23 protein-coding genes and 1 pseudogene are annotated in these 26,722 nt (G+C 49.8%); 8 read left to right on the forward strand and 16 right to left on the reverse strand.

The window, feature by feature from the left end; genetic code table 11:
• Positions 1-55: 55 nt before the first annotated feature.
• From COV46_05710 to COV46_05785, 16 genes are all read right to left on the reverse strand, one after another.
• Entirely contained in the window at positions 56-1,507 is a 1,452-nt protein-coding gene (locus tag COV46_05710; GenBank protein ID PIR17057.1) for an NADH-quinone oxidoreductase subunit N, read from the reverse strand.
• Between the two features lie 9 nt (positions 1,508-1,516).
• A complete protein-coding gene (locus COV46_05715; GenBank protein PIR17079.1) occupies positions 1,517-3,271 on the reverse strand; it encodes a Fe-S-binding domain-containing protein in 1,755 nt (584 codons plus the stop codon).
• Positions 3,272-3,299: 28 nt separating this feature from the next.
• Positions 3,300-5,237, reverse strand: a complete 1,938-nt coding sequence (locus COV46_05720) for an NADH-quinone oxidoreductase subunit L (protein PIR17058.1) — start codon at positions 5,235-5,237, stop codon at positions 3,300-3,302.
• Positions 5,237-5,527 carry an NADH-quinone oxidoreductase subunit NuoK gene (locus tag COV46_05725; GenBank protein PIR17059.1) on the reverse strand — a complete coding sequence of 97 codons (291 nt, stop codon included), beginning with the start codon at positions 5,525-5,527 and terminating at the stop codon, positions 5,237-5,239. Before COV46_05725 ends, COV46_05720 begins: the two co-directional genes overlap by 1 nt.
• A 49-nt stretch (positions 5,528-5,576) precedes the next feature.
• Positions 5,577-7,430 carry a hypothetical protein gene (locus tag COV46_05730; GenBank protein ID PIR17060.1) on the reverse strand — a complete coding sequence of 618 codons (1,854 nt, stop codon included), beginning with the start codon at positions 7,428-7,430 and terminating at the stop codon, positions 5,577-5,579.
• Between the two features lie 135 nt (positions 7,431-7,565).
• Positions 7,566-8,066 carry an NADH-quinone oxidoreductase subunit J gene (locus COV46_05735; protein ID PIR17061.1) on the reverse strand — a complete coding sequence of 167 codons (501 nt, stop codon included), beginning with the start codon at positions 8,064-8,066 and terminating at the stop codon, positions 7,566-7,568.
• 3 nt (positions 8,067-8,069) lie between these two features.
• A complete protein-coding gene (locus COV46_05740; GenBank protein PIR17062.1) occupies positions 8,070-9,131 on the reverse strand; it encodes an NADH-quinone oxidoreductase subunit NuoH in 1,062 nt (353 codons plus the stop codon).
• Positions 9,132-9,142: 11 nt separating this feature from the next.
• Complete coding sequence (locus tag COV46_05745; protein PIR17063.1) at positions 9,143-10,603, reverse strand: hypothetical protein; 1,461 nt, start codon at positions 10,601-10,603, stop codon at positions 9,143-9,145.
• An 84-nt stretch (positions 10,604-10,687) separates the two neighbouring features.
• The gene (locus COV46_05750; protein ID PIR17064.1) at positions 10,688-11,926 is read right to left on the reverse strand and encodes an NADH-quinone oxidoreductase subunit F; all 1,239 of its coding nucleotides are present in this window, start codon (positions 11,924-11,926) and stop codon (positions 10,688-10,690) included.
• Positions 11,911-12,390 carry an NADH-quinone oxidoreductase subunit NuoE gene (locus COV46_05755; protein ID PIR17065.1) on the reverse strand — a complete coding sequence of 160 codons (480 nt, stop codon included), beginning with the start codon at positions 12,388-12,390 and terminating at the stop codon, positions 11,911-11,913. Before COV46_05755 ends, COV46_05750 begins: the two co-directional genes overlap by 16 nt.
• 76 nt (positions 12,391-12,466) lie before the next feature.
• On the reverse strand, positions 12,467-14,053 hold the full coding sequence (locus COV46_05760) for an NADH-quinone oxidoreductase subunit C (GenBank protein PIR17066.1): 1,587 nt from the start codon (positions 14,051-14,053) through the stop codon (positions 12,467-12,469).
• A gap of 78 nt (positions 14,054-14,131) precedes the next feature.
• A complete protein-coding gene (locus COV46_05765; protein ID PIR17067.1) occupies positions 14,132-15,004 on the reverse strand; it encodes a hypothetical protein in 873 nt (290 codons plus the stop codon).
• Positions 15,001-15,447 carry an NADH-quinone oxidoreductase subunit B gene (locus COV46_05770; GenBank protein PIR17068.1) on the reverse strand — a complete coding sequence of 149 codons (447 nt, stop codon included), beginning with the start codon at positions 15,445-15,447 and terminating at the stop codon, positions 15,001-15,003. Before COV46_05770 ends, COV46_05765 begins: the two co-directional genes overlap by 4 nt.
• Entirely contained in the window at positions 15,444-15,791 is a 348-nt protein-coding gene (locus COV46_05775; GenBank protein ID PIR17069.1) for an NADH-quinone oxidoreductase subunit A, read from the reverse strand. Before COV46_05775 ends, COV46_05770 begins: the two co-directional genes overlap by 4 nt.
• Positions 15,792-15,883: 92 nt before the next feature.
• Complete coding sequence (locus COV46_05780) at positions 15,884-17,272, reverse strand: hypothetical protein (protein ID PIR17070.1); 1,389 nt, start codon at positions 17,270-17,272, stop codon at positions 15,884-15,886.
• 111 nt (positions 17,273-17,383) lie between these two features.
• The gene (locus tag COV46_05785) at positions 17,384-19,030 is read right to left on the reverse strand and encodes a hypothetical protein (protein ID PIR17071.1); all 1,647 of its coding nucleotides are present in this window, start codon (positions 19,028-19,030) and stop codon (positions 17,384-17,386) included.
• 222 nt (positions 19,031-19,252) lie between these two features.
• Between COV46_05785 and COV46_05790 the strand changes: the two genes are divergently transcribed.
• The 8 genes and pseudogenes from COV46_05790 to COV46_05825 all read left to right on the forward strand — a co-directional run bounded on the left by COV46_05790 (position 19,253) and on the right by COV46_05825 (position 26,043).
• Positions 19,253-19,525 (forward strand): hypothetical protein, encoded by a 273-nt coding sequence (locus COV46_05790; GenBank protein PIR17072.1) that lies wholly within the window; start codon positions 19,253-19,255, stop codon positions 19,523-19,525.
• Positions 19,526-19,613: 88 nt separating this feature from the next.
• Positions 19,614-19,883 (forward strand): hypothetical protein, encoded by a 270-nt coding sequence (locus tag COV46_05795; GenBank protein PIR17073.1) that lies wholly within the window; start codon positions 19,614-19,616, stop codon positions 19,881-19,883.
• A gap of 28 nt (positions 19,884-19,911) precedes the next feature.
• The gene (locus COV46_05800) at positions 19,912-20,784 is read left to right on the forward strand and encodes a hypothetical protein (GenBank protein PIR17074.1); all 873 of its coding nucleotides are present in this window, start codon (positions 19,912-19,914) and stop codon (positions 20,782-20,784) included.
• Positions 20,696-21,637, forward strand: a pseudogene (locus COV46_05805) (radical SAM protein). The gene COV46_05800 and the pseudogene COV46_05805 overlap by 89 nt, the downstream one beginning before the upstream one ends.
• Positions 21,638-21,656: 19 nt before the next feature.
• Complete coding sequence (locus COV46_05810; protein ID PIR17075.1) at positions 21,657-22,070, forward strand: hypothetical protein; 414 nt, start codon at positions 21,657-21,659, stop codon at positions 22,068-22,070.
• A gap of 120 nt (positions 22,071-22,190) precedes the next feature.
• Positions 22,191-22,487, forward strand: coding sequence for a co-chaperone GroES (locus COV46_05815; protein ID PIR17076.1), 297 nt, complete (start codon positions 22,191-22,193; stop codon positions 22,485-22,487).
• 89 nt (positions 22,488-22,576) lie between these two features.
• Positions 22,577-24,223: a chaperonin GroEL gene (gene groL / locus COV46_05820; GenBank protein PIR17077.1), complete on the forward strand. Its 1,647-nt coding sequence runs from the start codon at positions 22,577-22,579 to the stop codon at positions 24,221-24,223.
• Positions 24,224-24,339: 116 nt separating this feature from the next.
• Complete coding sequence (locus COV46_05825) at positions 24,340-26,043, forward strand: hypothetical protein (protein ID PIR17078.1); 1,704 nt, start codon at positions 24,340-24,342, stop codon at positions 26,041-26,043.
• Positions 26,044-26,722 lie beyond the last annotated feature (679 nt).

Consider the following 26,722-nt stretch of genomic DNA (forward strand, 5'->3'; position numbering starts at 1 on the left):
GATCGGGAGAAGAGCCTTAAAAGATTTTTTGTGTGTTTGCCCCGTGACAGGCGGTTTAATACTTCTGTAAAATGGCAAGGATAGTGGATGGAAAGATGCCGAGGAGTATCACCGTCACGGCCGCAAAGGCCACGGTGCCGATGCACGAATAGTTCGTCTCGTCAGATTCTTCTTCGGTCCTAGCCGGCTCCGTTCCAAAGTACATGACAACGACCGGCCTCATATAATAGTAGACCGCTACAAGGCTGTTAAGTACGGCTATTATAACCAGCGTCACATGATGATAGTCAAGCGCCCCCTTAAAGAGATAGAACTTGGCAAAGAATCCGCCGGTCGGTGGAAACCCGGCGAGCGAGAACAAAAAGATAGAGAAGGCAAGGGCGAGCCATGGGCTCTTCTTTGAAAGTCCCGCAAAGTCGGAGATGCTCGCGCGCTCCCTATCGGTCCCGTTCATCATAGAGATGACGATGAACGCCCCTGCCGTCATCAGCATGTAGGCGAGCAGGTAGAAGAACATGGTTGAATATGAAAGCGCCGGATCCTCCTTTAAGAAGGTGAACGCCAGCAACATATAGCCGGCATGAGCGATGGAGGAATAGGCGAGCAGTCTTTTAAGATCTTCCTGAAATAGAGCCGACAAGTTTCCTACTACCATTGTTGCAACGGCGATCACGGAGATCAATGGTGTCAGGTCCTTGTCCGATATTATGATAAGTCCGCCGAACACCCTGAAGAAAGCGATGAAGGCCGCGGCCTTAACGGTAGTTGCAAAGAACGTGGTGACCGGAAGCGGCGCCCCCTGATATACGTCAGGCGTCCAGAAGTGAAACGGAACGGCCGATATCTTGAAACCAAGTCCCGAAATAATAAGCCCCGCCGAAATGAACGTTAAAATGGCAACAAAGCTCTCTTTGTCCGGAGGCATTGCTCCCGATATCATAATGTCGGTCGAACCTGTGGCGCCGTAATAGAAGGCGATGCCAAAAAGGAAGAATACGGAGGCCAAGGCCCCAAGCAGAAAATATTTAACGGACGCTTCGTGAGACGCCGACTCCTTGAAATTAAATCCGGCCAGCACATAAAGCGGCAGTGACAATATCTCAAGGCCTATGAATATGACCATGAGATTGGTCCCGCAGGCCATGAGCCCGGCTCCGAACACCGCAAAAAGTATTAGCGAAAGATATTCGCCAAATGAAAACGAACGGGTATTTGCGTAGTTAAATGAAGAAATAACGGCAATGCCTGCCGAAAATGCGAAAAGAATAAAGCTTATGAGCGAAAAACTGTCGAACCTCACCATTAACGGGAAAACGCCCTCTTGAAACGTTACGCCCCTAACCCACCACTGCCAGCTAAAGGCAATCGAAGAGGCAAGCCCCGCTATGCTTAATATCACCAAAAGCTCGCTATTTATCTTCTTCCACCATGAAGAGAACAGAAGGACTAGGAACGATGTTCCAAGGACCACAAGTAGCGGCAAAAGCTGTATGAGCATATCTTTCATAATATCAGCCTACTCCGTCCCAGATCCGCCGGGTGACGAACCTTCTGCCGGTGGCGTTTCTCGCGGGAAAACAGAGTTTTCCTCTCTCCCTGCACTTCCGGACGGTATCTTTTCCGTGCCAAACGTCGCATCGGTCCCCGTTATCCCCTCTTCTTCGGGCACCTTTCCCTGCTCCTTCCGGTCCCAAGGTTCATAGACCCCTGTCGCCTCTTTATAACCAAGTTCGGACTTCGCTTCCGGTATCACCAGTTCTGGCCGGGCCCTTCTTATTTCGGGAATGATTATATTAAGCGGCGTCTTAGGGACATCCGTCACCGACCTTCTCGACATAGCCAGAAAATTATTTGTAGATGCCGTCAATTTTGAAAGCGCGGTCTTCGGATAAACTCCAAGCCACACCATCAATATCAAAAGCGGTGCGATAAGCGCCGTCTCTCTGAGCGACATATCTTTCAGGCTCGGCTTCTTGTCGCCAAAGAATACTCGCTCGATCGACCATAGAATATAGACCGCTGCGATTATCACGCACGAAGCTGAAAAACAGGCAAGATAAGGCTGCGCCCTAAAGGCGCCAACTACTGTTAAGAATTCCCCTACAAAATTATTGAGCCCGGGGAGCCCTAACGAAGAAAGTCCCGTAAAAACGAACGCCCATGCAAAGACCGGCATTGCATTTGCAACGCCGCCGAAGTCCGCTATCTTTCTTGTATGCGCGCGCGAATAGAGCATTCCGAAAAGAAGGAAGAGCGCGCCGGTCGTTATCCCGTGATTCACCATCTGGAGCACCGCCCCTTGCACCCCTTCGGGGTCAAGTGCTATCAAGCCCAGCATCACAAATCCCAAATGGGAGACGGATGAATAGGCTATCAGACGCTTAAGGTCCTTTTGGACCATCGAAACAAGCGCACCATAAATGATGCTTATAACCGCCAGAACGAATATATAGGGCCTGAAATAAGCGACTGCGTCGGGGAAATATGGCATCGCTATCCTGTAAAATCCGTACGCGCCGGCCTTTAAGAAGACGCCGGCAAGGAGCACGCTACCGGCCGTAGGGGCCTCTGTGTGAGCATCGGGTAGCCACGTATGGAACGGGAATATCGGCACCTTGATTGCAAACGCTATCGCAAATGAGAGGAAGATCCACAGCTGGACCGTGGGCGCCAACGGGTTCATTCCAAGCGTTGTCATATCGAACGACCTGCCGGATGCCAGATAAAAATAGATAAGCCCGGCAAGCATAAGGACGGAGCCGACCACGGTATAGAGCAGGAACTTGGTCGCCGCATATATACGGTTGCCGCTCCCCCAGATGCCTATCAGGAAATACATAGGTATCAACATCACTTCCCAGAAGACGTAGAAAAGGAAAAGGTCCAGCGCCGCAAAGAGACCCAAAAGACCGATCTCGCAGGCAAGAATGAGCGCGTAGAACTCTTTGCGATGGCTCTTTATGTCATTCCATGATGCCGCAATGCAAAGAGGCGTTAAGATGGCGGTAAGCGCAAAGAGAAGAAGGCTGGCCCCGTCGAGACCCACCCTGTAATTGATGTTAAGAGAAGGTATCCATGCGACCGTCTCCATAAAGACGTAACCGTTCTGGTTGAAATGGCTCCAGAGATAATATGTGAGCACCGCGGTCAGGATACTCACGCTAAAAGCTATCGCGCGAACCCCTTCTTCGAACTTTCTGGGGATGAAAGAGATGAGAAATATCCCCAAAAGTGGAGAAAACAGGATCGCGGAAAGCTTATGGGCCAACATTAGATCAAGCATGTCTTTCCCAATTCATCTAGAACACTAACCATCCGACAACGAGCGAAACACCTATCACCATAAAGAATATGTAATGGGGCGTAAGACCCGTCTGCGCCTTGGCAACAAGTTCGCCCAAGAACCCGACCGACCTAGCGCCCCCGTTAACGCCCGCGTTATCTATTAAAGGAATATCAACGCCCTTCCACAGGATATTCTCCGAGAACCATTCGATAGGCCTCACAAAGAGGAACGAATATATCTCATCGATATAATATTTATTGTAAACAAGCTTGTAGGTCCTCTTGAACTTTGCCGCCACGGCGACCGGCCACGAAGGTCTCTGGACATATATTATCCACGCAACGAACGCCCAGTGAACGGCCCAGAGGACCGATATCACGGCCATTATGTGCTCTAGGCTTTCGTGCTTATCAGCAACCTCAAAGGCGGCCGCGGCAAACACGGGCTCTAGGAACGAATGCATGGATTTCCCCATCCAGCCGCCGGTTGCGGAAAGAACGCCCAGCAGAACAAGCGGAACAAGCATTGAAACGGACGATTCTTTTACTTGCGCCCGTTTTTCTTCCGAGAACATCGGACGCCCGAAGAATGTGAGGGCCACCGCCCTGAACATATAAAATGCCGTCAGGCCGGCGGTTATAAAACCTATAAGCCATAACCCAACGTGCCCCCTTGAATAGACCTGCCAGAGGATCTCGTCCTTGCTAAAGAACCCGGCAAACGGGTATATGCCGGATATCGCAAGCGAGGCCACAAAGAATACCGCAAATGTCCCGGGGAGGTATTTCTTGAGTCCTCCCATCTTGAACATATCCTGCTCATGATGAAGCGCATGGATAACCGAGCCCGCTCCCAAAAATAGCGCCGCCTTGAAGAACGCGTGGGTGACGACGTGAAAAATGCCCGCTCCGAACGCCCCCACCCCTTCCGCAAGAAACATATAGCCGAGCTGTGAGATGGTGGAATAGGCAAGGACCTTTTTAATATCTTTTTGCACAAGGCCCATAGTTGCCGCAAAGATCGCGGTTGCGGCGCCTGTGTAGGCCACAAGATTAAGGGCCTCCGGCGAAAGTATGTAAACAAAGTTAAGTCTCGCAACCATATAAACGCCTGCGGTGACCATTGTGGCGGCATGGATGAGTGCCGAGACGGGTGTCGGACCCGCCATGGCGTCGGGGAGCCATATATATAGAGGTATCTGGGCCGATTTTCCGCAGGCGCCTATGAAAAGCGCTATGCAAACAGGGGTTGCTATCGGGAGCAGGAACGCGGAATTTCTCTCGAGCGTTGCAAAGTTGAATATGTCCGGTCCCACTATCGCCTCGCCCTCAAGCATCCTCCAGATCAAGAGAAGGCCTATAATGAATCCAAGGTCCCCTATCCTGTTAACAACGAACGCCTTCATCCCCGCTCGCGCCTTTTCAATGTCGGTGAACCAGAAGCCTATTAATAGATAGGAACAGAGTCCAACCCCTTCCCAACCTATGAACATTAAAATTAGGTTATCAGCAAGGACCAGGATAAGCATGAAGAATAAAAATAGGTTCAGCTCCGCAAAATAGCGCGAGTATGCGCTATCGCCGTGCATATAACCTATCGAATATATATGGATAAGGCTTCCGACACCCGTCACAACCATCGCCATTACCATCGAAAGCTGATCGGCCCTGAAACATATGTCAACGCTCCAGCCCTTGAACGCGATGAATTTGTATAAAGGACCCGTTATTGCGACCGGTTCGGCACCTTCAAAACCGGTTAGCGTCCAAAAGACGGCCAAGATAGAAAGGAACGAGAGTACGGGCCCAACGACCCCAAAGAAACTCGACCATGAAGGGGGAGCCTTAAAGAACGAAAGGAGCCAGTTGATGACACTCGTAATAAGCGGGAGCAGGACGACAAGCGTAATGAGCCCTTCTATCGTGATGTTCTTTATTAAGAATTCCAGCATCAGTTCTTAAGTTCGCCCCATTTGCCGATATCTATCGTACCCTTAGACCTGTAAAGAGATACTATAATGGCAAGTCCCACCGCCGCCTCACAGGCGGCCAGAACAAAGTTGAGAATAACGATCGCCTCGCCGTCCAAAGAGCCGCTCATCTTAGAAAACGCCACAAACGCGATATTTACGGCCGAGAGCATCAATTCAATGGACATTAGGAGAACGAGCAGATTTCTGCGGATGAGGACCCCAAAAAGGCCCACGCAAAATATTATTAGGCTCAATATTAGGTAGTTCACTAAGGGCGTGAATTAAACGGATTTTATGCCGAATGCAACTAAAATGTATTTAATTGCCCCCTGCCTCAACAGTTACGTCAAAGTCAGAGTGATTTTCTAAAGTCTGGCATGCGTACGGCGGGCTAACCGTCCCCTTAAATATCACTAAATACGTTCCATAAGGGGTCCCCTCTTGAGCGGTGAGCTGAACCTGTTTTGAAAGCGGGCCCTGTGTAAGTAACGAAACCTCGTCAACAGGGGTAAGTACAAAACCGCCCGGATTAGGGGGATTACCCTGCGTTGTCAAAGAGAGACTAATCGGCGCGTTCGAATAACCATCGTTTCCGGACACACTCACATCGAAAGTTAGGCTCTCCCCCGGAGACATCGTTATTTGTTTTGCGTAAGGATCATTGCCCGCTAGGGTAACATCCATATTCCAGGACCCCATACACCCTGACGAAGAGCCGGAAATGACAAGTTCTTCTACTCCATATGATGCGGTTGCCTCGATATTATTTTCTGCCAATTCGCATACGCCTTCCTCGGCAGTGCCGCCATTTGCATAACAGTAACTAGTAACATTCCGGTCATCGATAGATCCATTTTCATTCCACATGCAGTTATGGGGACTCGTTCCGCCTCTTTTTGTGGGCCAGAGGTAGTAAGAGGTTTCGCATTCTTCTTTGGATGTGAGCTCGCCGCAATTCTTACGCACAACCGCGCCATGACATTTGTTATCGTACGCTCTCATGTCCTGAACAGCGGTCTTGCCGACCATGAATATGTTTTTAAAATTAAGATTCTCGATAAGCGTCTTGTCAAAGCTCAAGGAAAACGAAGCCGTATCCTTTACCGCATCAAGAATAAAGGCCTTTCCCTCTATGCCATACCTTTCCCCCATATCAATGCCAACAGCGACGGCGCCGGCCTTGGGCAATATGTCCATGTTCTTCCAGATAGCGCCAAACTCTTCCATAAACTTTGAATCTTTCTTGCTGACCGCATCCTTTATGATGGCCGCAAGCGGTGTTGTAATGACTCCGCAGGCAACTCCACAGTTAACGCTGGCGAGATACTGTTTAATGCCTGTGTTTGCCGCGGCGGCTTTTGACAGCGACTTTGGCGCCGTATTAAGAGACCCCGCCTCTTGTGCCAGATATTTCGCCGTAAACTCTTCGGCCGCGCCTTGTGTTGATATGATGAACGTTTTTTTGTCCGGCATCATCCCGTAAAACACCGATGAGCTACCGCAATCGCTGGTCTTATCTTTGTCACAAAGGGAAGGTCCTTCTATCTCATTAAACTCGATATCGTTTATCTTTTTACCGGCAGAGATCAAATTTTCCGCAAGCTTCTCCTTCAATTTATTTTGGAGCGACATGTAGCCACTTTCTCCCCCAATCATCAACCCCATGAATTCCTTCACTTGAACTTTCTTATTATCGTCAAACGTCTTTGGCCAACTGAACTTAACAGCCAATATGAACACTCCTTTCATATCCGGCGACAACGCTTCTTTAGCGGCAAAATCAAGGCTCTTGCCAACTACCCCCTTTGGCGTTCCGGGATCATCTGCAGAGACGCTCATTTCTCCTAAAATATTTCCCACTAACGGATTTTTGAACAATTCATCCATCTTTATCAGAACGATCGAATCCATATCCGGCATCATTCCCAAGACATCCTTTGAAACGCCGGCTGTCGCAAGCGGTGTATCGCTACCGCCAACACCGACGCCGCCAATAATCACTCCGCCAGTATCAATGGCCGGTCCATCTCCGCCTGTGATAACGGCCGCGTCATCGCCGCCGCCTCCTCCTCCACCGCATCCCATACATCCGGAACCGCCGCCCGAATATCCGGCCGATACGATCAGCGGGAAAAGGATAAGGACGCATAATTTTATAATTTGTTTCTTCATAAAAAGCCTCCTGCCAACTGGTGCAGCAATTTGCGTGCCACGGCGTTCTATTAAAGAAATCAATGATAACAACCGATTAGATTAGATCTGAATTATCAATTTGATAAGATATAGGTTGCGGCGTCAATAACGCTATCATTCTGATAAATGATGGTTTTTGCGGGCGGCGACTATGGCGGCGACCACCGCGACTATAATGAGGACTGAAAGGAGCTCGAACGGCACCGCGTATTTTGTGAGTAGCATTCGTCCCACCGATTCAACGCTCCCTATGATCGGCGATTCGTTCTGGGCGATTACCCTCTTCTTCATGAACCAGAATGCCATGCCCATGACTCCCGCAAAATATATTATGGCGCTCGCGATGACTATCCTCCCGCCGGTAAGATATCGCCGCTTGAAGGCCCTTGGGCTCAAGTTAAGGAGCATTATCACAAAAAGTATCAATACCATTATCGCGCCGGCGTAGAGAAGCACCTGCAACCCCGCAACGAGATACGCCCCCATAAGGACAAAGAGCGCCGCCTGAAAGAAGAGCGTAATAACGAGCCATATGGCCGAATGAACAGCGTTCGCACGGGTTATTACAAGTATAGAGCTGATTACGATCAGTGCGGCTATAATATAGAAGAACATATATCACCTAAAGTATGTTGCGCCTGCATAAAGGACAAGGCCGGTAAATATGATATTAATGATAGCAAGTGGCACCATTCCCTTCCATCCAAGGCCCATGAGCTGATCGTATCTGAAGCGGGGAAGCGTCCATCTCACCCATATGAAGAACCAGCAGAAAAAGAGGGTCTTTGTGATAAAACAGCCTATCTGCAAGAACGGCACAACGAACGAAGGGAGAAAACCGTTCAAAAGTTCGGTAGATGCGAACGGAATCTGCCATCCTCCGAAGAAGAGCGAGACAAGTATCATGGAGCCAACTACCATGTGAGCATATTCGCCCATAAAAAAGAGGGCGAACTTCATGCTGGAATATTCGGTGTGAAATCCGGCAACCAGCTCCGACTCGCCTTCGGGGAGATCGAACGGGTTCCTGTTAGCCTCGGCAAAAAGGCAGGTGAGAAATATCACGAACGCAAGGGGCTCTCTTGCAAAGTTCCAGTCCCAGAACTTGGTACCCTGAAGCAGTACTATCTCATCGAGCCTCACCGAACCTGCGTACATAATGACGCTTACGAGCGCCAGCCCCATCGCCACCTCGTAGCTTATCATCTGCGCCGAGGCCCTTAATCCGCCAAAAAGGGAATAGGCGCTGTTAGAGGACCAGCCGGCAAGAAGGACGCCGTAAACAGAAAGTGAGGCGATGGCCAAAATGTATATAAGGCCTATATTAATGTCGGCTATCTGAAAGGTGATGAGGTGATCTTTTATCATTAACGGGGCGGCAAGCGGTATCACCGCAGATGTCGCCACGACAACGAAGAAGACTATCATTGGAGCTACGACAAAAAGGACCTTGTCGGCCTTTGTGGGAATTATGTCCTCTTTGAAAAAGAGCTTCAAAACATCGGCGAAGTTATGAAAGAAGCCACCGCACTTGAAACCTAAGATGCTCGCACGGTTCGGGCCCCTTCTGTCCTGAATATAGGCCGCACCCTTTCTTTCCCACCAGATGAGGACGGGTATGAACGTAAGGATGATGGATGGTATCGCTATTACTTTTACTATATCGATAGCTAGGGTCATAAATTATATTGTCATTGCTTCGCCCGCAATGACACAAGCCAGTCTTTTATACTCCTTGCGTCGCCCTTTGGTTCGCAGGCCTTGCTAAATTCTTGCGACTCTCCCTTGAAATTAACGAACGTTCCGGAGCTTTCAACGAATGTCGCGCGCGGCAGGATCACATCTGCTCCCGGGACCGCATGCTCCATATCGTGAGTTATCTGAACTATCATGTTCCACTCAAATCCGACCGCTTTCAAGATATCATCTCCCGATAATGCCCCGGCAATGACCAGAACGTCTCCCGTGAGGTTCTCGGGTATCTCTTTCAATCCTTTACCCTCAAGATACTTTGTGTTCGGATTCTTGTCCTTCTTTTTTATTATGCCGTCCCCAAATTCGGTCTCTTCTTTCCTGCCGGTCATATAAACTTTTCCGGCGATCCCTAAGAAGGCATCAACATCTTCGCATGAGGCGCCGCTCTCTATGACTCCAACCACTTTTTCCTTGGGGGCGGAGCCAAGAACGGACCTTATATAGGAAACCGTATCGACGGGATTCGTCTCAACGAACCCGACCTCGCTCTTTGTGAGAGGCGCCGTTATCCTCTTGTCCCCCTGCCACTCCTTGTAAGAGAGCCTTCCATCGTCACACAAAAAACCTCCGCGCGGGCGCCACCTGTACATCGTATCGCTCTCGTGGTCTATCCAGATGGGGCATCCGTTGGAGCAGTTGGGACAAATAGAAGGCGTTGATCTTAAGAACCAGACCCTCTTTTTAAATCTGAAATCCTTCGATGTCAAAGCGCCCACGGGACAAAGATCGACCGTGTTCATCGCGTACGGATTGTCGAGTTTTCTTCCGGGGGCGGTCGTTATAAAGGACCTGTCGCCCCTTATTGCAACGGTCAGGTCGGATTTTTTGGCCGTCTCTGCACAGAACCTGACGCATCTTGTGCAAAGAACGCATCTTTCGTTGTCGAGTTTTATGTTCGGGCCTACATCGACGCCCTTTGGTCCGTGCGTCTTTTCTTCCTTGAACCTTGAGGGACGCCCCGAATATTTAAAATGATAGTCCTGTAACAAACACTCCCCCGCCTGATCGCATATCGGACAATCGAGCGGGTGATTTGCTAGTAGGAACTCCAGAACATCGGCGCGCATCTTTTTAACGGCGGCGCTTGCGGTATTTATTACCATCCCTTCCGCAACCGGCAGGTTGCAAGAAACTGTTAATTTAAATGGGGTGAACGACTCGCTCGAAGACTCGCTCCTTCCCCCCAAACCCCTCTCACTCGCACTGGCAGAGCCAGATGCTCGTTCGCCTATCCTGTATGATACATCCACAACGCACATTCTGCAATTGCCCGAAACAGAAAGTGCAGGATGCCAGCAAAAATGGGGGATAAATATGCCGTTATCGAGCGCCGCCTTGAGAACGGTGGTCCCGGCGGTAGCCTCTATCTTTTTATTGTCTATCGTTATTACTGGCATAAGCAACGGTATCGCTCATCCTGAGCCTGTCGAAGGATGAGTTATTGGTTCATGGTTCGACAAGCTCACCATGAGCGAATATATTTATAATCTTTTTTCGAACTCGTTCCTGAATTTTGTTATAAAACTTTTAACCGGCATGGCGAGGGCGTCGGCAAAGACGCAGATCGTCCTGCCCATCATATTATCTGCGAGCGTAAGCATCATTTCAAGGTCTCCCGCCTCGCCCGTGCCGTTCATTATCCTGTCCATTATCTTCTTCATCCATCCACTCCCTTCGCGGCATGGCGTACATTGACCGCACGATTCGTGATGATAGAAATCTACAAGTACGTTCAGGGCAAGGACCATGTCGGTCGTATCGTCCATGACTATCATGCCGCCGCTACCGAGCATAGTGCCGGCTTCCCCAAGCGATTCATAATCAAGAAGCAGGTTCTTTGATTCCTCGGCGGTCATAACAGGGACAGAAGAACCGCCGGGTATGATCGCCTTTAATTTTCTCCCCTTCCAGACCCCTCCCGCCTGTTCGTTCAAAAATGTCATGAGTGGGAGCCCCAGCGGTATCTCGTAAACTCCTGGCTTGTTCACATGCCCGGCAACGCTTATGAGCTTTGTCCCCTTACTCTTCTCGGTTCCTATTGCGGAATAAGCGGCGGCTCCATTATTGATGATGAAAGGAAGCGCCGCAAGCGTTTCAACATTATTGACGATGGTCGGTTGTCCGAAGAGCCCCTTTACCGCCGGGAACGGAGGCTTGATGCGCGGATATCCCCTCATCCCCTCTATCGACGAGATGAGAGAGGTCTCTTCTCCGCAGATGTAGGCCCCCGCCCCTCTATGGACTATGATGTCGAGGTCGAACGACCTTCCCAATATATTTTTACCCAGGAAATTGTTCTCATAGGCCTCTTTTACCGCCTCTTCAAAGATCTTTGCGGGCCTTGCGAACTCTCCTCTTATATAAACGTATGCCTCGTGAGCGCCTATGGCGTAGGCGGCTATTATTATGCCTTCGATAAGTCTGTGCGGGTCCTTTTCCATGAGCGCCCTGTCTTTGAAAGTGCCCGGCTCGCCTTCGTCGGCGTTGACACAGAGATAGACCGGGCCATTGTGCCCCTTTGGAACAAAGCCCCACTTGACCCCTGTCGGGAAACCTGCTCCGCCCCTGCCTCTTAGCCCGCTCTTTTTCACCTCTTCGGTGACTTCAAGCGGCTGCGTGGAGAGCGCCTTTTGAATGGATTTATACCCTTCGCGCCCGAGGTAGGCAGAGAACCTCCCGGCGTTCATAATATTAAAGTTCTGTGTCAGGACTTGCGGCATTCTTTTATTATCCCGTCTAATTTTTCGAACGTTAAATTCTCATGATAATCAAGATCGACCATCATCATCGGGGCGTCTCCGCACGCGCCAAGACATTCGACCGTTGATAAGGTAATGGCCCCGTCCTCCGTTGTCTCACCCGCTCCTATCCCGAGCTTTGCCTTGAGATATTTGAGCATCTCTTCGCTTCCTCTAAGCCAGCAACAGATATTCGTGCAGAGCTGAATGTGGTGCCTGCCGATCTTTCGGCGGTTGAACATCGTGTAGAACGTAACGGCGCCGTAAACGTCCGCCACCGGGACATCTAACTGCATGGCAACATATTCTATCGCCTCGTCGGAAACATAACCGGCATCTTCCTGAACGAGCCAGAGCGCAGGAAGCAGTGCCGCCCGCGTGCTGGGGTAACGCTTGATCACTTCGTGCAACTTGTCTTCACGTTCTGTGCTTAGTCGAAAACTCATAAATTTGTGTCACCACCCGCGAAGGCAGGGGTCTCGTTCATACGCCCTAGATCCCTGCTTTCGCAGGGATGACATTCTACCTATCCAACTCTCCCGCTATCACATTAAGCCCACCTAAAATGGCCACCGCATCCGCTATCATGTGGCCCTTTATAAGTTCAGGGTACGCCTGATATATCGCAAAACAGGGCGGCCTTACCTTTACTCTGTAAGGTTTTGGCCCGCCCTTGCTCACTATATAAAATCCTAGCTCGCCGTTCGCCCCTTCTGTGAACGAATAGACCTCGCCCGCCGGAACGTCCATCCCGTGCATGATGAGCTTGAAATGGTCCATGAGCCCTTCGATGTTCCCGTAGGTCTCCGCCTTTGGCGGAAGCGCAACATCGTGCTTATCTATGATAATGGGCCCATCCGGCATCTTCTTAAGGACCCCTTCTATGATTCTTTTTGACTGGCGAACCTCTTCGAATCTTACCATTATCCTGTCGTATGTATCGCCGTTCTCGCCAATGGGGACGTCCCAGTCGAACTCGTCATAATGATAGTAAGGGAACGCCTTTCTTACATCGTAAGGGACGCCCGCCGCACGAAGGCACGGCCCCGTGAATCCCCAATTGACCGCGTCTTCCGCCGAGATAGCGCCTATTCCGCGCGTTCTGTCGAGGAATATCCTGTTCTTAACAAGGAGCCCCGTGACATCCATGACGGCGCGATCGAGTTTTTTAAGTACCGTTGGAATATATTTCTTGGTGTTTACCGGAAGGTCCCTTGCAACACCACCGATACGCGTGTAGTTCGTGGTAAGCCTTGCCCCGCAGAGTTCCTCTATCCAGTCGTAGAACCATTCCCTGACATTGAACGTGTACCAGTAGTTGGTGAGCCCGCCCATATCTACAACGTTGGTGCCGATGGCGACGAGATGGTCCATTATTCTTGAGACCTCGGAGACAAGCACGCGGATATATTTTGCGCGTTCGGGGATATCTATCCCCAAAAGCTCTTCCACCGCCCGTGCGTAGCCGACGTTGTTCATGAGAGGAGAACAATAGTTGAGCCTGTCTGTATAGGGTATCACCTGAGAATATGTGTGGTCCTCGGCCTCTTTTTCAAAACAGCGGTGCAAGTATCCGACCTCCGGTATGGCATCGACAATCTTTTCGCCTGAAAGTTTCAGCATGAGGCGGAATGTGCCATGCGTTGCCGGATGGCTCGGTCCGAAATTGACCCAGAAAAAATCGTCGTCATTCTTTTCGCCGTCGCGAAGGTCGATCGGAACGGACATCTCCTGCCTTTTGCCTATGGGATAATCCTTTCTTAGAGGATGCCCCACAAAACCTTCGTACATTAAAAGGCGTTTGAGGGCGGGATGCCCAGTGAAATTAACGCCGAACATGTCAAAACATTCGCGTTCGAACCAGTCGGCCGACTTCCAAACGGAGGTCACGCTTGGGACGCTGGCATCTTTTTCATGGAGAGGACATTTTATCCTTAATCTTTTGTCGGTCGTTGAAGAACCCAGATGATAAACAACGTCGAACCTTCCTTCTTTACGGTCTAAATGGTCCACGCCACAGACATCCATGAGGAAGTCGAATTTATCCTTCTTGCGAAGCTCTTTCGCCTTATCTAAAAGCTCATCTCTATTTATTATCAGCGTTTCCATATCGCAACCTGTCGTCCCCGTGCAAACGGGGACCTCGTTTCTACGCTCTAGATCCCCGCTTACGCAGGGATGTGACACCTATTTTATCCCCGGTATCGCCTTGGTCCCGGATATGTCCGACTCGTTAACGATGCCGTAAAGTCTTCCGTCGTCTTTATATACCTTTAATAGCTCGTATTCCTTCTTTGCTGCTTTCCCTTCCGCGGTACCGCCATCTTTCTTAATAATATCTTCGAACGAGCGGAGAGCCTCTTGCCTGTAGGGTTCGGCCTTGACTATCAATTCTTCGGGGGAAATAGACCAGTTATAAAGGACCCAGCTCCATTTTCTGTGGATCCACCAAATATCTTCGTTCATGCGGGCCCAGAGGAGCCGGCCCTTTCTTCCCCATTCTCCGCTCTTATATTTATCCGTGAACACTTTTATCCCAGAGAGGACCTGATCCGGGCGCCCGACAAGATTTTTGGAAAGTCTTAAATATGCCGATTTGGCCGCTAAGCCGCTCTTTGGAAACTCGTCGGCCACCTTGTTATAATGTGCTCCGGTGTACTGAATGATAACGAGGGCCTCCGAATATTCAAATGAACCGGGCCCGTATGTGGCGTTCAACTTTGCGGCGTAAGCCTGCATGCACGGTGTACCTCTAAGTTTGCTGCCGCTCCTGAAACAAACGCGCTCTGCGCGGGTATTTATGATATCGGACATCTTTTCAAGCGATTCGCCGAGCTTAATGTAGGCCCCGGGCATGAGTTTAGAATCTCCCGCATGTTCTTTTGTGAAATTGAGGTACCAGTTGGCGGCCTCTTCGTATTTGCCGGAGCTGAGTAGCCGGTCGCCGGCGGCGTACTGGTTGTCGGCGGCATTCGCAGAAAGAAGCAGGAAGCAGGAGGCAAAAAGCAGGATAGAGACAATCAGAGCGACCGGTGATCGGTGGTCGGTGTTCGGTTTCATAGCGCCCCCTTTTGTATCTTTTCCTGCAGTTTGACTATTGCGTGCAGGATCTGCTCCGGCCTCGGCGGGCAACCAGGTATATAGACATCGACGGGGATTATTTCGTCTATCCCCTGAATAGTTGAGTAGTTGTTATAAAAACCGCCCGAACAAGCGCACGCCCCCATCGATATCACCCACTTGGGAGAGGGCATCTGCTCATATATTCTCTTTAGAATGGGGGCCTCTTTGTAAGATATGGTCCCCATCACAAGGAGCAGGTCGGCCTGCCTAGGGGAGAACCTCACCAGCTCCGCGCCGAACCTCGAGATATCGAAACGGCTCGAGACAACGCCCATGAACTCTATCCCGCAGCACGCGGTGGCAAAGGGCATCGGCCAGAGGCTGTATTTGCGTCCCCAGTTAACGACCTCGGCCAATTTTGTGACTAAAAAGTTATTCATTTCTGCCAATCAAGCGCTTTGCTTCTTAGGACATAAACAAGCCCCACCGCAAGTATCCCTATAAAAGTAAGACCTTCAATTAATATGAACTTTCCCATTCCTTCAGCAACGAACGACCTGAAGAGCGCCGCCCATGGATATAAAAGGGCGACCTCTACGTCAAAGAGAAGGAATATGATCGCTATGATGAAGAATTTTATATTTAGGGGCCTTCTCGGTTCGATTGTCTGATCAAGGCCGCACTCATAAGGTTCAAGGTCGGTGGTCGTTCTCTTCGGCCTTCCTAAGACGGAAGAAATGGCGACGAACGTCCCCGCAATCAGGAGCGCGAAGACAAAAAGCATTAAAATTGGGGTATATTGGTTGCCCACCGGCGCGGGATAGTGCTGAAAAACTCAGAAGATGTCAACAGTCAAAAACGCTTTAGAGCATACTATTATAGTCTATCGCGCGCGCTCTGCTCATAACGCCATGTGTCGCACTTTGGGTCGGTGGATTCAAATATCCCACAATCAACAGAATTGCCGAGGTCGTTAATGAACTGTTCGTTCACAGGCAAGAGTCCGACGGCCGGATTAACGCGTATCGCATACGGCGCCAGCCTCTGCGCGGTCTGCGCCAACAGATACGCCAAGCCAACAATAGTAACCACCGGTACCAGTTCTTCTGTCGTAACAGGTGCAGGTACGGGGAATCTTGGCCCGTTCTCTTCAAGATCATATTCTATCATGACCCTTTTGGCACCGCCATCAGGCGCGGGGGCAGGGGCTTCTCCAGGCGCACCGTTGACCGGAGGCGTGCCTGTCGGGGGACCTTTTCTAAAAACGTCCTTAATCCGCTTCCGCAGGCCCCCTAATGGTATCGTAACAATATCTACCACAAGCCTTACAGTATATATTACAACGCCTCTTATGAGATTGCGTCCAATGTAACCTAAACCCGTCATCAGAAGGTAAGTGGCATATCTCAGCGGTGACATAACACTTTCAAGCTTTGAGATCGGCGTGCAAAAATCGTTATATGACACCCACGCATCCCACGGGATCCCCCTCAATGCAGCCTTGAAGAACGCGTCCATCGGATGAGCCGGCTTCTCTTCGTCCTTCATCCACCACGGCCTGGATTCGCTGCTAGATCCGACCGTTGAGATATCGACATCTTTCGTCTTTACCATGTCATAGACTTCCTTACATACTTCCCTGGGGTCGACATAGGCGATCACCCCGTTATCAATCGGATATTTATTGAGCATGAACTCTGGTTCTTCGGTCGTTCCAAGATTTACAGGTTTAAAGGTGTCGACACACTCCTGTAATCTTTGCTGAAAGCGTGATTCGTTCTCCGCCGTCCATCTCCTCTCTTCGGGCTTCTTTAAAGACTCCTCGCCCATAAATCTTTTGTACTGGCCGTTGAGTCTCCACGAAAGTTTTTGAGGGAAATCGTGAAAGAATAAAAGAGAGTTCACCCGTGAAGTTATCCTGTCGCAGAGCTGGCCCGTACCGGTCGTGGATGTCGTCGGTGTGGTCAGAAGCGCCTTGAATACCGTGCCCCAACCGCGTCCGAGCGTATATTCCGTTGCCGCCGGATCCGACATGCTCCCGCCAACGGATCCCATCTTGCAAAAATTCATCTCTTCATCAACGGCCACGGCCATTATCTCGGAGAATGGGTCCTCATCCTTATCTTTAGGCCTTGTGGCATTTGCCAGATTCTTGATAAGCTCGACCGCAACGCTGGTATCGGTGGTGCAAAAGAGCTCTCTGAACTCCTTCATGTGCTCTTTTGGTATGGTTAGTTCATTGGTAGATCCAAGTTTTGTGGTCATGAGAGTTCTCCTCTTTCCATCCACCCATCTATCTTTTCGGCAACTCCATGAAAAAGTTGCTTCTAAATAAATAGTTTTTTAGCAATCATGGGCATGCCGAAGGGTTGCTAACTATTTTCCACCTGTCAGGCAGTCGGGTGGAAAATAACGCTTGAGCTTCTTATTTTCACCCCAAAGCCTTGAAAACGTTGGGCTTACTGACCAGAACCCGATGCCGTTCTTCTCCCCGAATTCACCAGCGTCTCCATGTATCTTATAGTCTTGGCTCCTGTATTTTTGGTACGGATAGATGATGCCCAAGAGGTCCTTAAATACGGTCAAGGAATTGTCGTAGTCCATTGCAAGCTTTGGGTGCTCCCTTAGGAAATTTCCTACCTTTGCGGTGAACGTGGTCATCTTTGATGCCGGGAAGAGCTCTTCTGGCTTGTATAATTTATCCGCGCCAAGTGCCTTGGCGAGAGCCTTCAACTCCGGATTGGAAGATAACGTCAGGAGGCTCTCGGCATCCATTATCTGTTTTTTATAATCTCCGTAGACGTTCGTCTTTTTCGCAAAACCGAGGAAATCAGGCACGAGCTTTGTGTTGATATATTTTATTATTTCCGCCTCATTTCTTGCCATGGGCGAGACAAGATATCTGAAATATCTATCTATCTCCTGCTTCATTGTGCAGACCCAGAGAGGGTCCGTATCCGCCGTGAACCTGACGCTTGTTGAAAGCGTCGTGAATGCGTACGCCCCCTTGACTATAAAATCCGTGACCCTCGCACCTAATGCATCTTCCTGAAGCATCTCGTCGGTAAGCGCGACACCGCTCAACTCTTCAAAATGCTTCGTCATGAAATTAGTGACTATTGTCGCCACCACGCCGTCATAATCCATCGCAACAGATATAATCCTCGTTGCATAATATAGTTCGTCCTTCGTAAGTTTGGAGGGGTCCTTAATATATGTGCCAAGGACCTTTAGATTGTTATCGATGGCCTTTGTGTTCATGAATGGAATACCCTTGTTCACCGGTGCCTTTCCGCCGTTCACCTTATCCCAAAGCCAATCTTTTACCATCTGGGTCTTGGCGGGATCGTTGGGGAAATAGGCTAGCTGTCCGCGTTCAGGCGCATCGGCGTTAGCTTCCCTGTTCGGCCCCTGAAAAAGAAAAACCCCGGAATTAAAACATGCCTCATCGGGCGCAACAAGAACGCTGCACGTGTCGGCGTCGTGGCAGAAACATCCCCCCTTGTCGAACATCTCGCAATATTTATCCTCTTCCTTATAACTGTGCGAAAGGACGAACTTGAGCGGCAGATACTCGTGAGGAGGGACGCCGTTGGGAGAGCCTCCCTTGTTCTCAAATAGCTGTTCACCGTTGTAGTATATCTCGTAGAGCGCCTTCGCTATCTTGTCCTTGGGATGATCGGTGAAGATAGTCGTTGGTGCATTTGGTGCCGGTATCAGACGGCGGATATTATCTATATATTTAGAGACCTCATCGCGGCTAATGGTTATGGCCTTGAATATCGCCACCTTTTGATACTGGTCTCTTGGAACATCCCAGGTACCCTTTACCTCGTGGCCCAAAATCCTTGCCACTTCGGTCGTGGAAAGCTTCTCGTCTTTGCTGTTGACCTTGAGAAGATCTATTGGATCCTTGCGGGCGCCTGCGGAAACCGCTTCATCTTCGACAACGCCGTTCCTCAACTTTCCCCGTATTGCCATCTCAACAGTATTTCTGTCGAGTCCGGTCCTTGCCTGCACCATCGGGATCAGATCATCTATGTAACGCCTGTCTCGCGGGTAACTGCATGTTCTAATTGGCATATGCACTCCTTTTTAGTTTATGCGTCGAATTATAGTAAGCCTTGTCGGATAAAGGCAAGCAAATTATCAATAAAACCCGCAAAAAGGGTCGGACCCCTGGAGGGGGGTATGGAAATAAAATGCTTTCAATTGGCTTGAGATGTGTGTATATGAAAGTCGTATATGGCGCTTCGAAAGGTCCACATAGAAAAGATCGTACACGCAATAACTTCTAAATTGGTCGAAGATAAGTCGTTATTGGTGGCTGAAGAGGCCGTTTTGGGCAGAATCTCATCGATTTTGAACGAAAATATGGAAAAAGAGCGCGCGATCGAAGACGAGGCGCACAAACTCCTCGATCAAAACCGAAAGGCAATAGGCGGCGACATTGACGAATCAAAGGCCTTTATGATGATAAAGAAGCAACTCGCAAAACAAAGAGGGTTCATATTGTAATGTCATCCTGAGGGCATTAGCCCGAAGGATCCCACGCGTTTCAGTTATGGGGATTCTTCGCTATTGCTCAGAATGACATAATAGTAAAATGAGACTTTCCGACGAACGCATCACATTCCTGTCCGGTCATATAGTGAAGTCTCTTGTTATGGAAAAGCTGATAGAGACCGACAGCGAATCATTTCTTGCCCAAGACATCAAAAAGATGATCGTCTTCTTCTTAAAGCATGAAGAGACTGTGGATCAAAAGGTGCGCGACAAGATCGCCTCTATCAAACGCGGCATTCCCGAACATTCACGCGAATGGGACGTGCTTTACGAACAGTACTATAACGAAGAGATGCGTAAGTTGAAGTAACACCAGCCAGCAATGTTTCAGGCCAGCAATGCCGGCAAAGTTAGGTTTTATACCTTGCTTGCCTTGCTGGCTTTGCTTGCCTTGTTGGCCAATTATGTTTGATTTAGTTATAATTGGTGCCGGACCTGCGGGTCTTTCGGCGGCGATACACGCAAAAAGACTGGGCCTTAACTTTACCATCATCGAGCGCGGAACTCCGGGAGGACAGGCCACAGTTGCATGGAAGATAGAGAACTTCCCCGGAGACCTTTCTATTTCAGGCGCAAAATTAATGGACAGGTTTTTATCTCATGTGAACGAACTGGAGATCAAGATTCAAAGGACCGAGGCGGAGAGTGTTTCGTTCAAGGACGGTCTATACCTGGTAAGGACCGACCAGGAAGACATCTCAAGTAATGCCCTGATCCTTGCAACAGGACTTGAACCGGTTAGGATTTCAAGGCCAGATGCTCATTATTATCCAGATCCGAACAGTCTCCGGCATGAAGGGAGAACTGTTCTTGTCATCGGCGGCGGAGATTCAGCGTTCGATGAGGCAATATCTTTCTCGGCAAAGGCAAAGAAAGTCACCATCGCCATGAGGGGCGCGGGACCTAAAGCTATTCCAGGACTTGTTACCGAAGCCATAAAACGCGGGATAGAAATAAAATGCGGCCTTAATGAAAATGAGCTTGCCAAATTAGACGCAGATATTATTGTCGCCTGCATCGGCAAAAGGCGGGATCTAAATATACTGGATGATCCTTTGCAAATCACGAATCACAAATCACAAATCACGGCCATTCAGCTGGCCGGGGATATTCTGCACCCGAATATCCGCCACATCGCAGTGGCCCTCGGCGACGGGATAACAGCTGTTGAAACGGTTTATGAGAATAATATCAAAAACGGGCGATCCTAAATTCGCCGAAGTCTATGTGGCGAACGTCGGGGATAATCCGAGGTCGCTCATCGAATTCGTCGATTCGGTCGACCCGAGATTCCCGCGTGAAGAGAAGCAGGTAATAATAATCTCCGCTCAAATCGGCTGCCCCGTAGGGTGCCTCATGTGCGACTCCGGCACATACTTTCACGGCAACCTCACAAAAGATGAGATGTTCGCGCAGATCGATCACGTTCTTTCGCAACACACAGAACGCGGTATGCAGTACGCATCACATCCTAAATTTAAGGTCCAATTCGCACGAATGGGCGAACCTTCTTTGAACCCGGCCGTCCTTGCGGCGCTGGAGGAAATGCCCGCGCGCTATAGCATTAAAGGGCTTATGCCGTGCATAGCCACGACCGCGCCCGTTGCCGCCGCGAATTGGTTCAGACATCTCATCGATATAAAGGAACGTCTTTACCACAGCGGTGCTTTCCAGCTTCAGTTCTCGCTCAACTCGACCGATGAGGCGGAGCGCGACGCGCTCATGCCGGTGAAAAAATGGAAACTTGAAGACATCGCATCTTACGGTGAACTTTATCTCAGAAAGAACGATAGAAAGATAACCCTGAACTTTGCGCTCACAAAAGATGCAGAGTTCGAATCCAGGGTAATATCCGAAACGTTCGATCCCGAAAAGTTCCTGATAAAGATAACGCCGGTTAACCCTACAGACCTCGCAACGGCAAATAATTTTGACTCGGTGATCTCTCATGAAGAACCGAACGGCGCCGACCGTTTGGCAAATACCCTTGAGGCCTACGGCTTCGAGACCATAATAAGCATCGGGGTCCCCGAAGAGATAGCAATAGGAAGCAACTGCGGACAATCCGCAAGGAGAATACTAGATGGCAAGTCTGAAAACACGGGCCAATTGGAAACAAGGCCTTCTCTGTAATACAGGATTTGAGAGTGTAAAAGATATAGACGTCACCACAAAAGGGGCGTTAGACGAGTATAAGGGCGCATGGTCACCGGTTCATATGCTTGTATCTGCTGTGGAGACCTGTTTTATGGTCACGTTCTTGTCCATTGCAGAAAGGGCGCATGTTGGGATAAGGGCATTTGAATCGGAGACGGAGGGTGAAATTACGACACCCGATGGAAAGCACTCAGCTATAACTTCGATAACAATAAGACCAAATGTTCAACTTTTGAACAAATCTGACAGGACAAAGCTTCAAGGCCTCTACGAAAAAGCCGAACAATATTGTGTGGTTAGAAATTCTCTCAATTTTAAGGTCAAAATATTAGCCGTATAATCATTTTTTATCATTCCCCCCTTGACTTGAGCCCCGAGGCCGTTATATACCCGTCACATGGTTAGCACTCTCATGGTGAGAGTGCTAACGTCATGATATGTAGCTAAAGGAGGATAACTTATGTCAGCAAAATTCAGACCTCTCCACGACAGGGTCCTTGTAAAAAGGATCTTAGGTGAAGAGAAGACCTCTGGCGGGATCATCATCCCCGATTCAGCCAAGGAAAAACCGCAGGAAGCAGAAGTAATAGCAGTTGGCAACGGCAAGATCCTGGAAGAAGGCAAAAGGGTCGCCCTTGAAGTAAAGACAGGCGATCGCGTACTTTTCGGAAAATATTCCGGCAACGACATAAAACTCGATGGTGAGGAATATGTCATCATCCGAGAAGAAGATGTATTAGGCATTATAACGAAATAGATAAAACTTGTCGTTCCTGCAAAAGCAGGAATCCGGTGAACAGACCATGTCCCCGCCTTCGCGGGGATGACATAACAATTGGAGACAATATGGCTAAACAATTAGTATTCGAACAGGAAGCAAGAGAAAAGATCCTTCAGGGCGTCGATGTCCTTGCCAACGTGGTCAAGGTAACATTGGGCCCCAAGGGCAGGAACGTTGTTCTCGAAAAATCTTTCGGCTCACCCACCATCACAAAGGATGGCGTTACAGTTGCAAAGGATGTTGAGCTTGAAGATAAATTCCAGAACATGGGCGCACAGATGGTCAAGGAGGTCGCAAGCAAGACCTCTGACATAGCAGGCGACGGCACAACAACGGCAACGGTCCTCGCACAGGCCATCTATCGCGAAGGCGTGAAGCTGGTATCCGCAGGCCACAACCCGATGGCGCTGAAGCGCGGGATCGAAAAGGCCGTCGAAGCGGTCATTTCCGACCTCAAGAAACAGTCAAAGCCCACAAAGGATAAAAAAGAGATAGCTCAGGTAGGAACGATCTCCGCCAACGGAGACGAGACGATTGGCAACATCATTGCCGAAGCAATGGAAAAGGTGGGAAAAGAAGGCGTTATCACCGTCGAAGAAGCAAAATCGATGGATACGAACCTTGAAGTGGTAGAAGGTATGCAATTCGACCGCGGCTACCTCTCCCCCTACTTCGTGACAGATCCCGAAAGGATGACCTGCGCGATCGAAGACCCATATATCCTCATCAACGAGAAGAAGATCTCTAACATGAAGGACCTCTTACCCTTGCTCGAATCAATCGCACGCATGGGCAAGCCCTTGCTCATCATCTCTGAAGATGTTGAAGGCGAAGCGTTGGCGACACTCGTTGTCAACAAGCTTCGTGGAACGCTTCAGGTATGCGCGGTCAAGGCCCCGGGCTTTGGCGACAGGCGTAAGGCAATGCTCGAAGATATCGCAATTCTCACCGGCGGACAGCTTATAGCCGAAGAGCTCGGAAGAAAGCTCGAGGACATCAAGCCCGAAGAGCTCGGCCGCGCGAAGAGAGTGTCGATAGACAAGGACAACACAACGATAGTCGACGGCGCAGGCACAAAGAGCGCCATTGAGGGCCGCGTGAAACAGATCCGCGCCCAGATAGAAGAGACAACCTCTGATTACGACAAGGAAAAGCTTCAGGAGCGCCTTGCCAAGCTCGTAGGCGGCGTCGCAGTTATCAACGTAGGCGCAGCGACCGAGACAGAGATGAAAGAAAAGAAGGCCCGCGTTGAAGATGCGTTGCACGCAACCCGCGCTGCGGTCGAAGAAGGTATCGTACCGGGCGGCGGAGTAGCTCTAATCAGAGCCCTTCCATCACTCGATGCTCTTAAGGTGTCTGTCGACGAGCAGTGGGGTGTTAATATAGTCAAACGTTCGCTCGAAGAACCTTGCAGAATGATAGCCGAGAACGCCGGAGTAGAAGGCGCTATCGTCGTCAACAAGATCAAGGAGAACAAGGGCACGTACGGTTACAATGCCGCACAGGATAAGTACGAAGACCTTCTGGCCGCCGGCATCATCGACCCCACAAAGGTCGTTCGCATCGCCATCCAGAACGCATCATCGGTCTCCGGTCTCATGATCACGACCGAGGCAATGATCGCCGACAAACCCAAAGATGATTCGGCCTCACCTGCCATGCCGCACGGCGGAATGGGCGGAATGGGTGGAATGGGCGGAATGGGATATTAAAAAAAGTAATCAGTTATCAGTAATCAAAGGGCTCCGTGGAAGACACGGGGCCCTTTTTGCTTTGACGTAATTTGTTTTGACGTAACTTGCAAATTTGTGTAGGGTTTTCCTCACTCATGGGGAGCCCTTTCAGTAGTATAAGAATCTTTTTTCTTTCTTTTGTCGCCTTTGCCCTTTTCCTTTCACAGACAGCGCAGGCCATAGATTTTGCCGCGCACGGATATTACAGGACTAGAGGCAACGCCTACCAGAACCTTGACCTGCAGAGCAAGTACCCGAACCACCGGTTCGGACTTGTGGCCTTTAATCAAATGAGGCTCCGCGTTCAGCCAATGGTCAAGTTCAACGATTATCTCTCGCTCTTTGCCGAGTTCGACGTCTTCGATAACCTGCTCTTTGGGACCCGAAATACCGAGCAACTTCAGTTGACCAACCCGGTCGTCGGCACCATTACGATGCCTGCGGGCGCGGCATCCGTATCGATGACTGGCGGCGATGCTGGAACGAACAAGACGATCAATTTCAGGCGCGCATGGATGGACGTTTTAACTCCTGTCGGACAGTTACGCATAGGCCGACAGCCATCTCAGTGGGGACTTGGGATATTCCAGAACGACGGCAACGAACTTCAGGGAGATTTCGGCGACAGCGCGGATAGAGTTATGTTCATAACCGGCTCCGAACTTGATGACGACGCATCCATTTCGGGCGGTATTCTTTGGGATATAGCGTTCGAGGCGCAGTATGATCCGAGGATCGAAAATTTTACCGAAGGCATCGCCGCTAACGGCAAAGGCACCCAGCAATATGCGGGGTTCGTCCTTTACCAAAGGCCGGAAGCAGAAGTAGGCCTATTTGGGGGCATAAGGCGCAGGAGCGGCGGAAACGGATATGTCGGAGAGGCTACCAACGCCCTTGGTACATCTGTCCCTGCGGGCCTCGACGGAAAGACATTCGTATATTTTGCCGATCTCTACGCCAAATATTCCTATAACGAATACGATTTCAGGTTCGAGGGGGTCTATTTGGGTGGTAAGATATCGACCGGCCTTGCACTAGATGCAGTCCCGTTCTCTTCTTACAGCGGAATATCTCCTACCCAGGGCGGTATCGCGGGCGGCATAATTGAGATGCCTACCAAGCAGGACATTCAGGTCTTCATGGCGGCCTTTGAGGCCAGCGGAGCGTACAAGTGGGGCGGTGAATGGAACCTGAAGACCGGCTTTGCCGAGGGCGACGCAAGTCCTCTTTCACAAAGGATAACCCAGTACGGATTCAGACCCGATTATCAGATAGGTCTTTTGATGTTTCACGAACCGATGGGGACGTCTCCCTCCCTTTACGGATGCCCTGCCACGAACCCCGGCTGCGGCACCAACACAAGTAAACTAACGGGCGGCGTTCCTATTACTGGCAACAATATAAACAACGCCATCTATGTGGCGACGGGTTACAAACATCATTTCGATATAAAAAGCGCCATCAAGGAATGTAACGACTTTGCAATAGGCGGAACGGTCCTCACCGCATGGGCCGACAAGAATCCTGTCGAACTGAATTTCCAAAGCATCCTTGAAAATGCCCCGCTCCCGATACTTTCAAATTCACACAAGTGGTACGGCTTTGAAGTGGATGCCAAGGTAGAGGCGGAGTTCTTCGACCATCTTTACACATCTCTCGAAGGCGGATTCCTCTTCCCTGGCGCCGCCTACAATATAAGCGTAAATGGGCAGACCCTGGGCACGCTTGTACAGGCCATCCCGTACTCAAAAGCGGAAATATCCTACGGCGGAAGATTGACACTGTCGCTTCTGTATTAACATCCCCGGGCCATGTACCATACGCGTCCACGTTTTTCAGCCCTTTAAGAGACTGTTGATTTGATGGATAATCCGGCCCGTCATCCCGATAAAAACGGGGATCTCGTGCATTTGGCCGCCCGAAATTTCCGATTTTGCGAAAATTACATAGAAAATTAACAACCTCCTTAAGTTGTCAAATTTTTGACGACAATTAGGGAGTCTATTTAAAACAAGCTTATATCACCTTCAATATCGGCAAAAATAAGAGCAGAATACAGATTGTGCAAAATCCGTTGCATGCCGGCAGGTGATTCCGCTGGATGCCGGCACCCTATTCCGGAGCATGCCGGCAGGGTATTCCGCTACCCGGCGGCAGGTATTTTGATTTAGTCGGAATAAACTCATACTGAGCAAATTGTTGCAGAAAAGGCCATAAAAGCCTCCAAAACAAAGGAGGAATATGTGGCACAAGAGAGGCTCAGTATGAGAAAGATAAAGGAAGTTCTAAGGCTCTACACGGGACCGTGATCTTTCCAGAGCGGCCATATCGGCCGAAAGATAAATCAAAGGCGGAAAACGGCGTAAAGCTGGCAAGGCGCTGGATATTGTTTCGATTGCGAAACAGGATGTTTTATTCGTTGTCGGAATTAAATAAGGCAATAGATACCCTGCTGGAAGAATTTAACGGCCGGATAAT

The sequence above is a fragment of the Deltaproteobacteria bacterium CG11_big_fil_rev_8_21_14_0_20_49_13 genome (assembly GCA_002796305.1).
Lineage (GTDB): Bacteria > UBA10199 > UBA10199.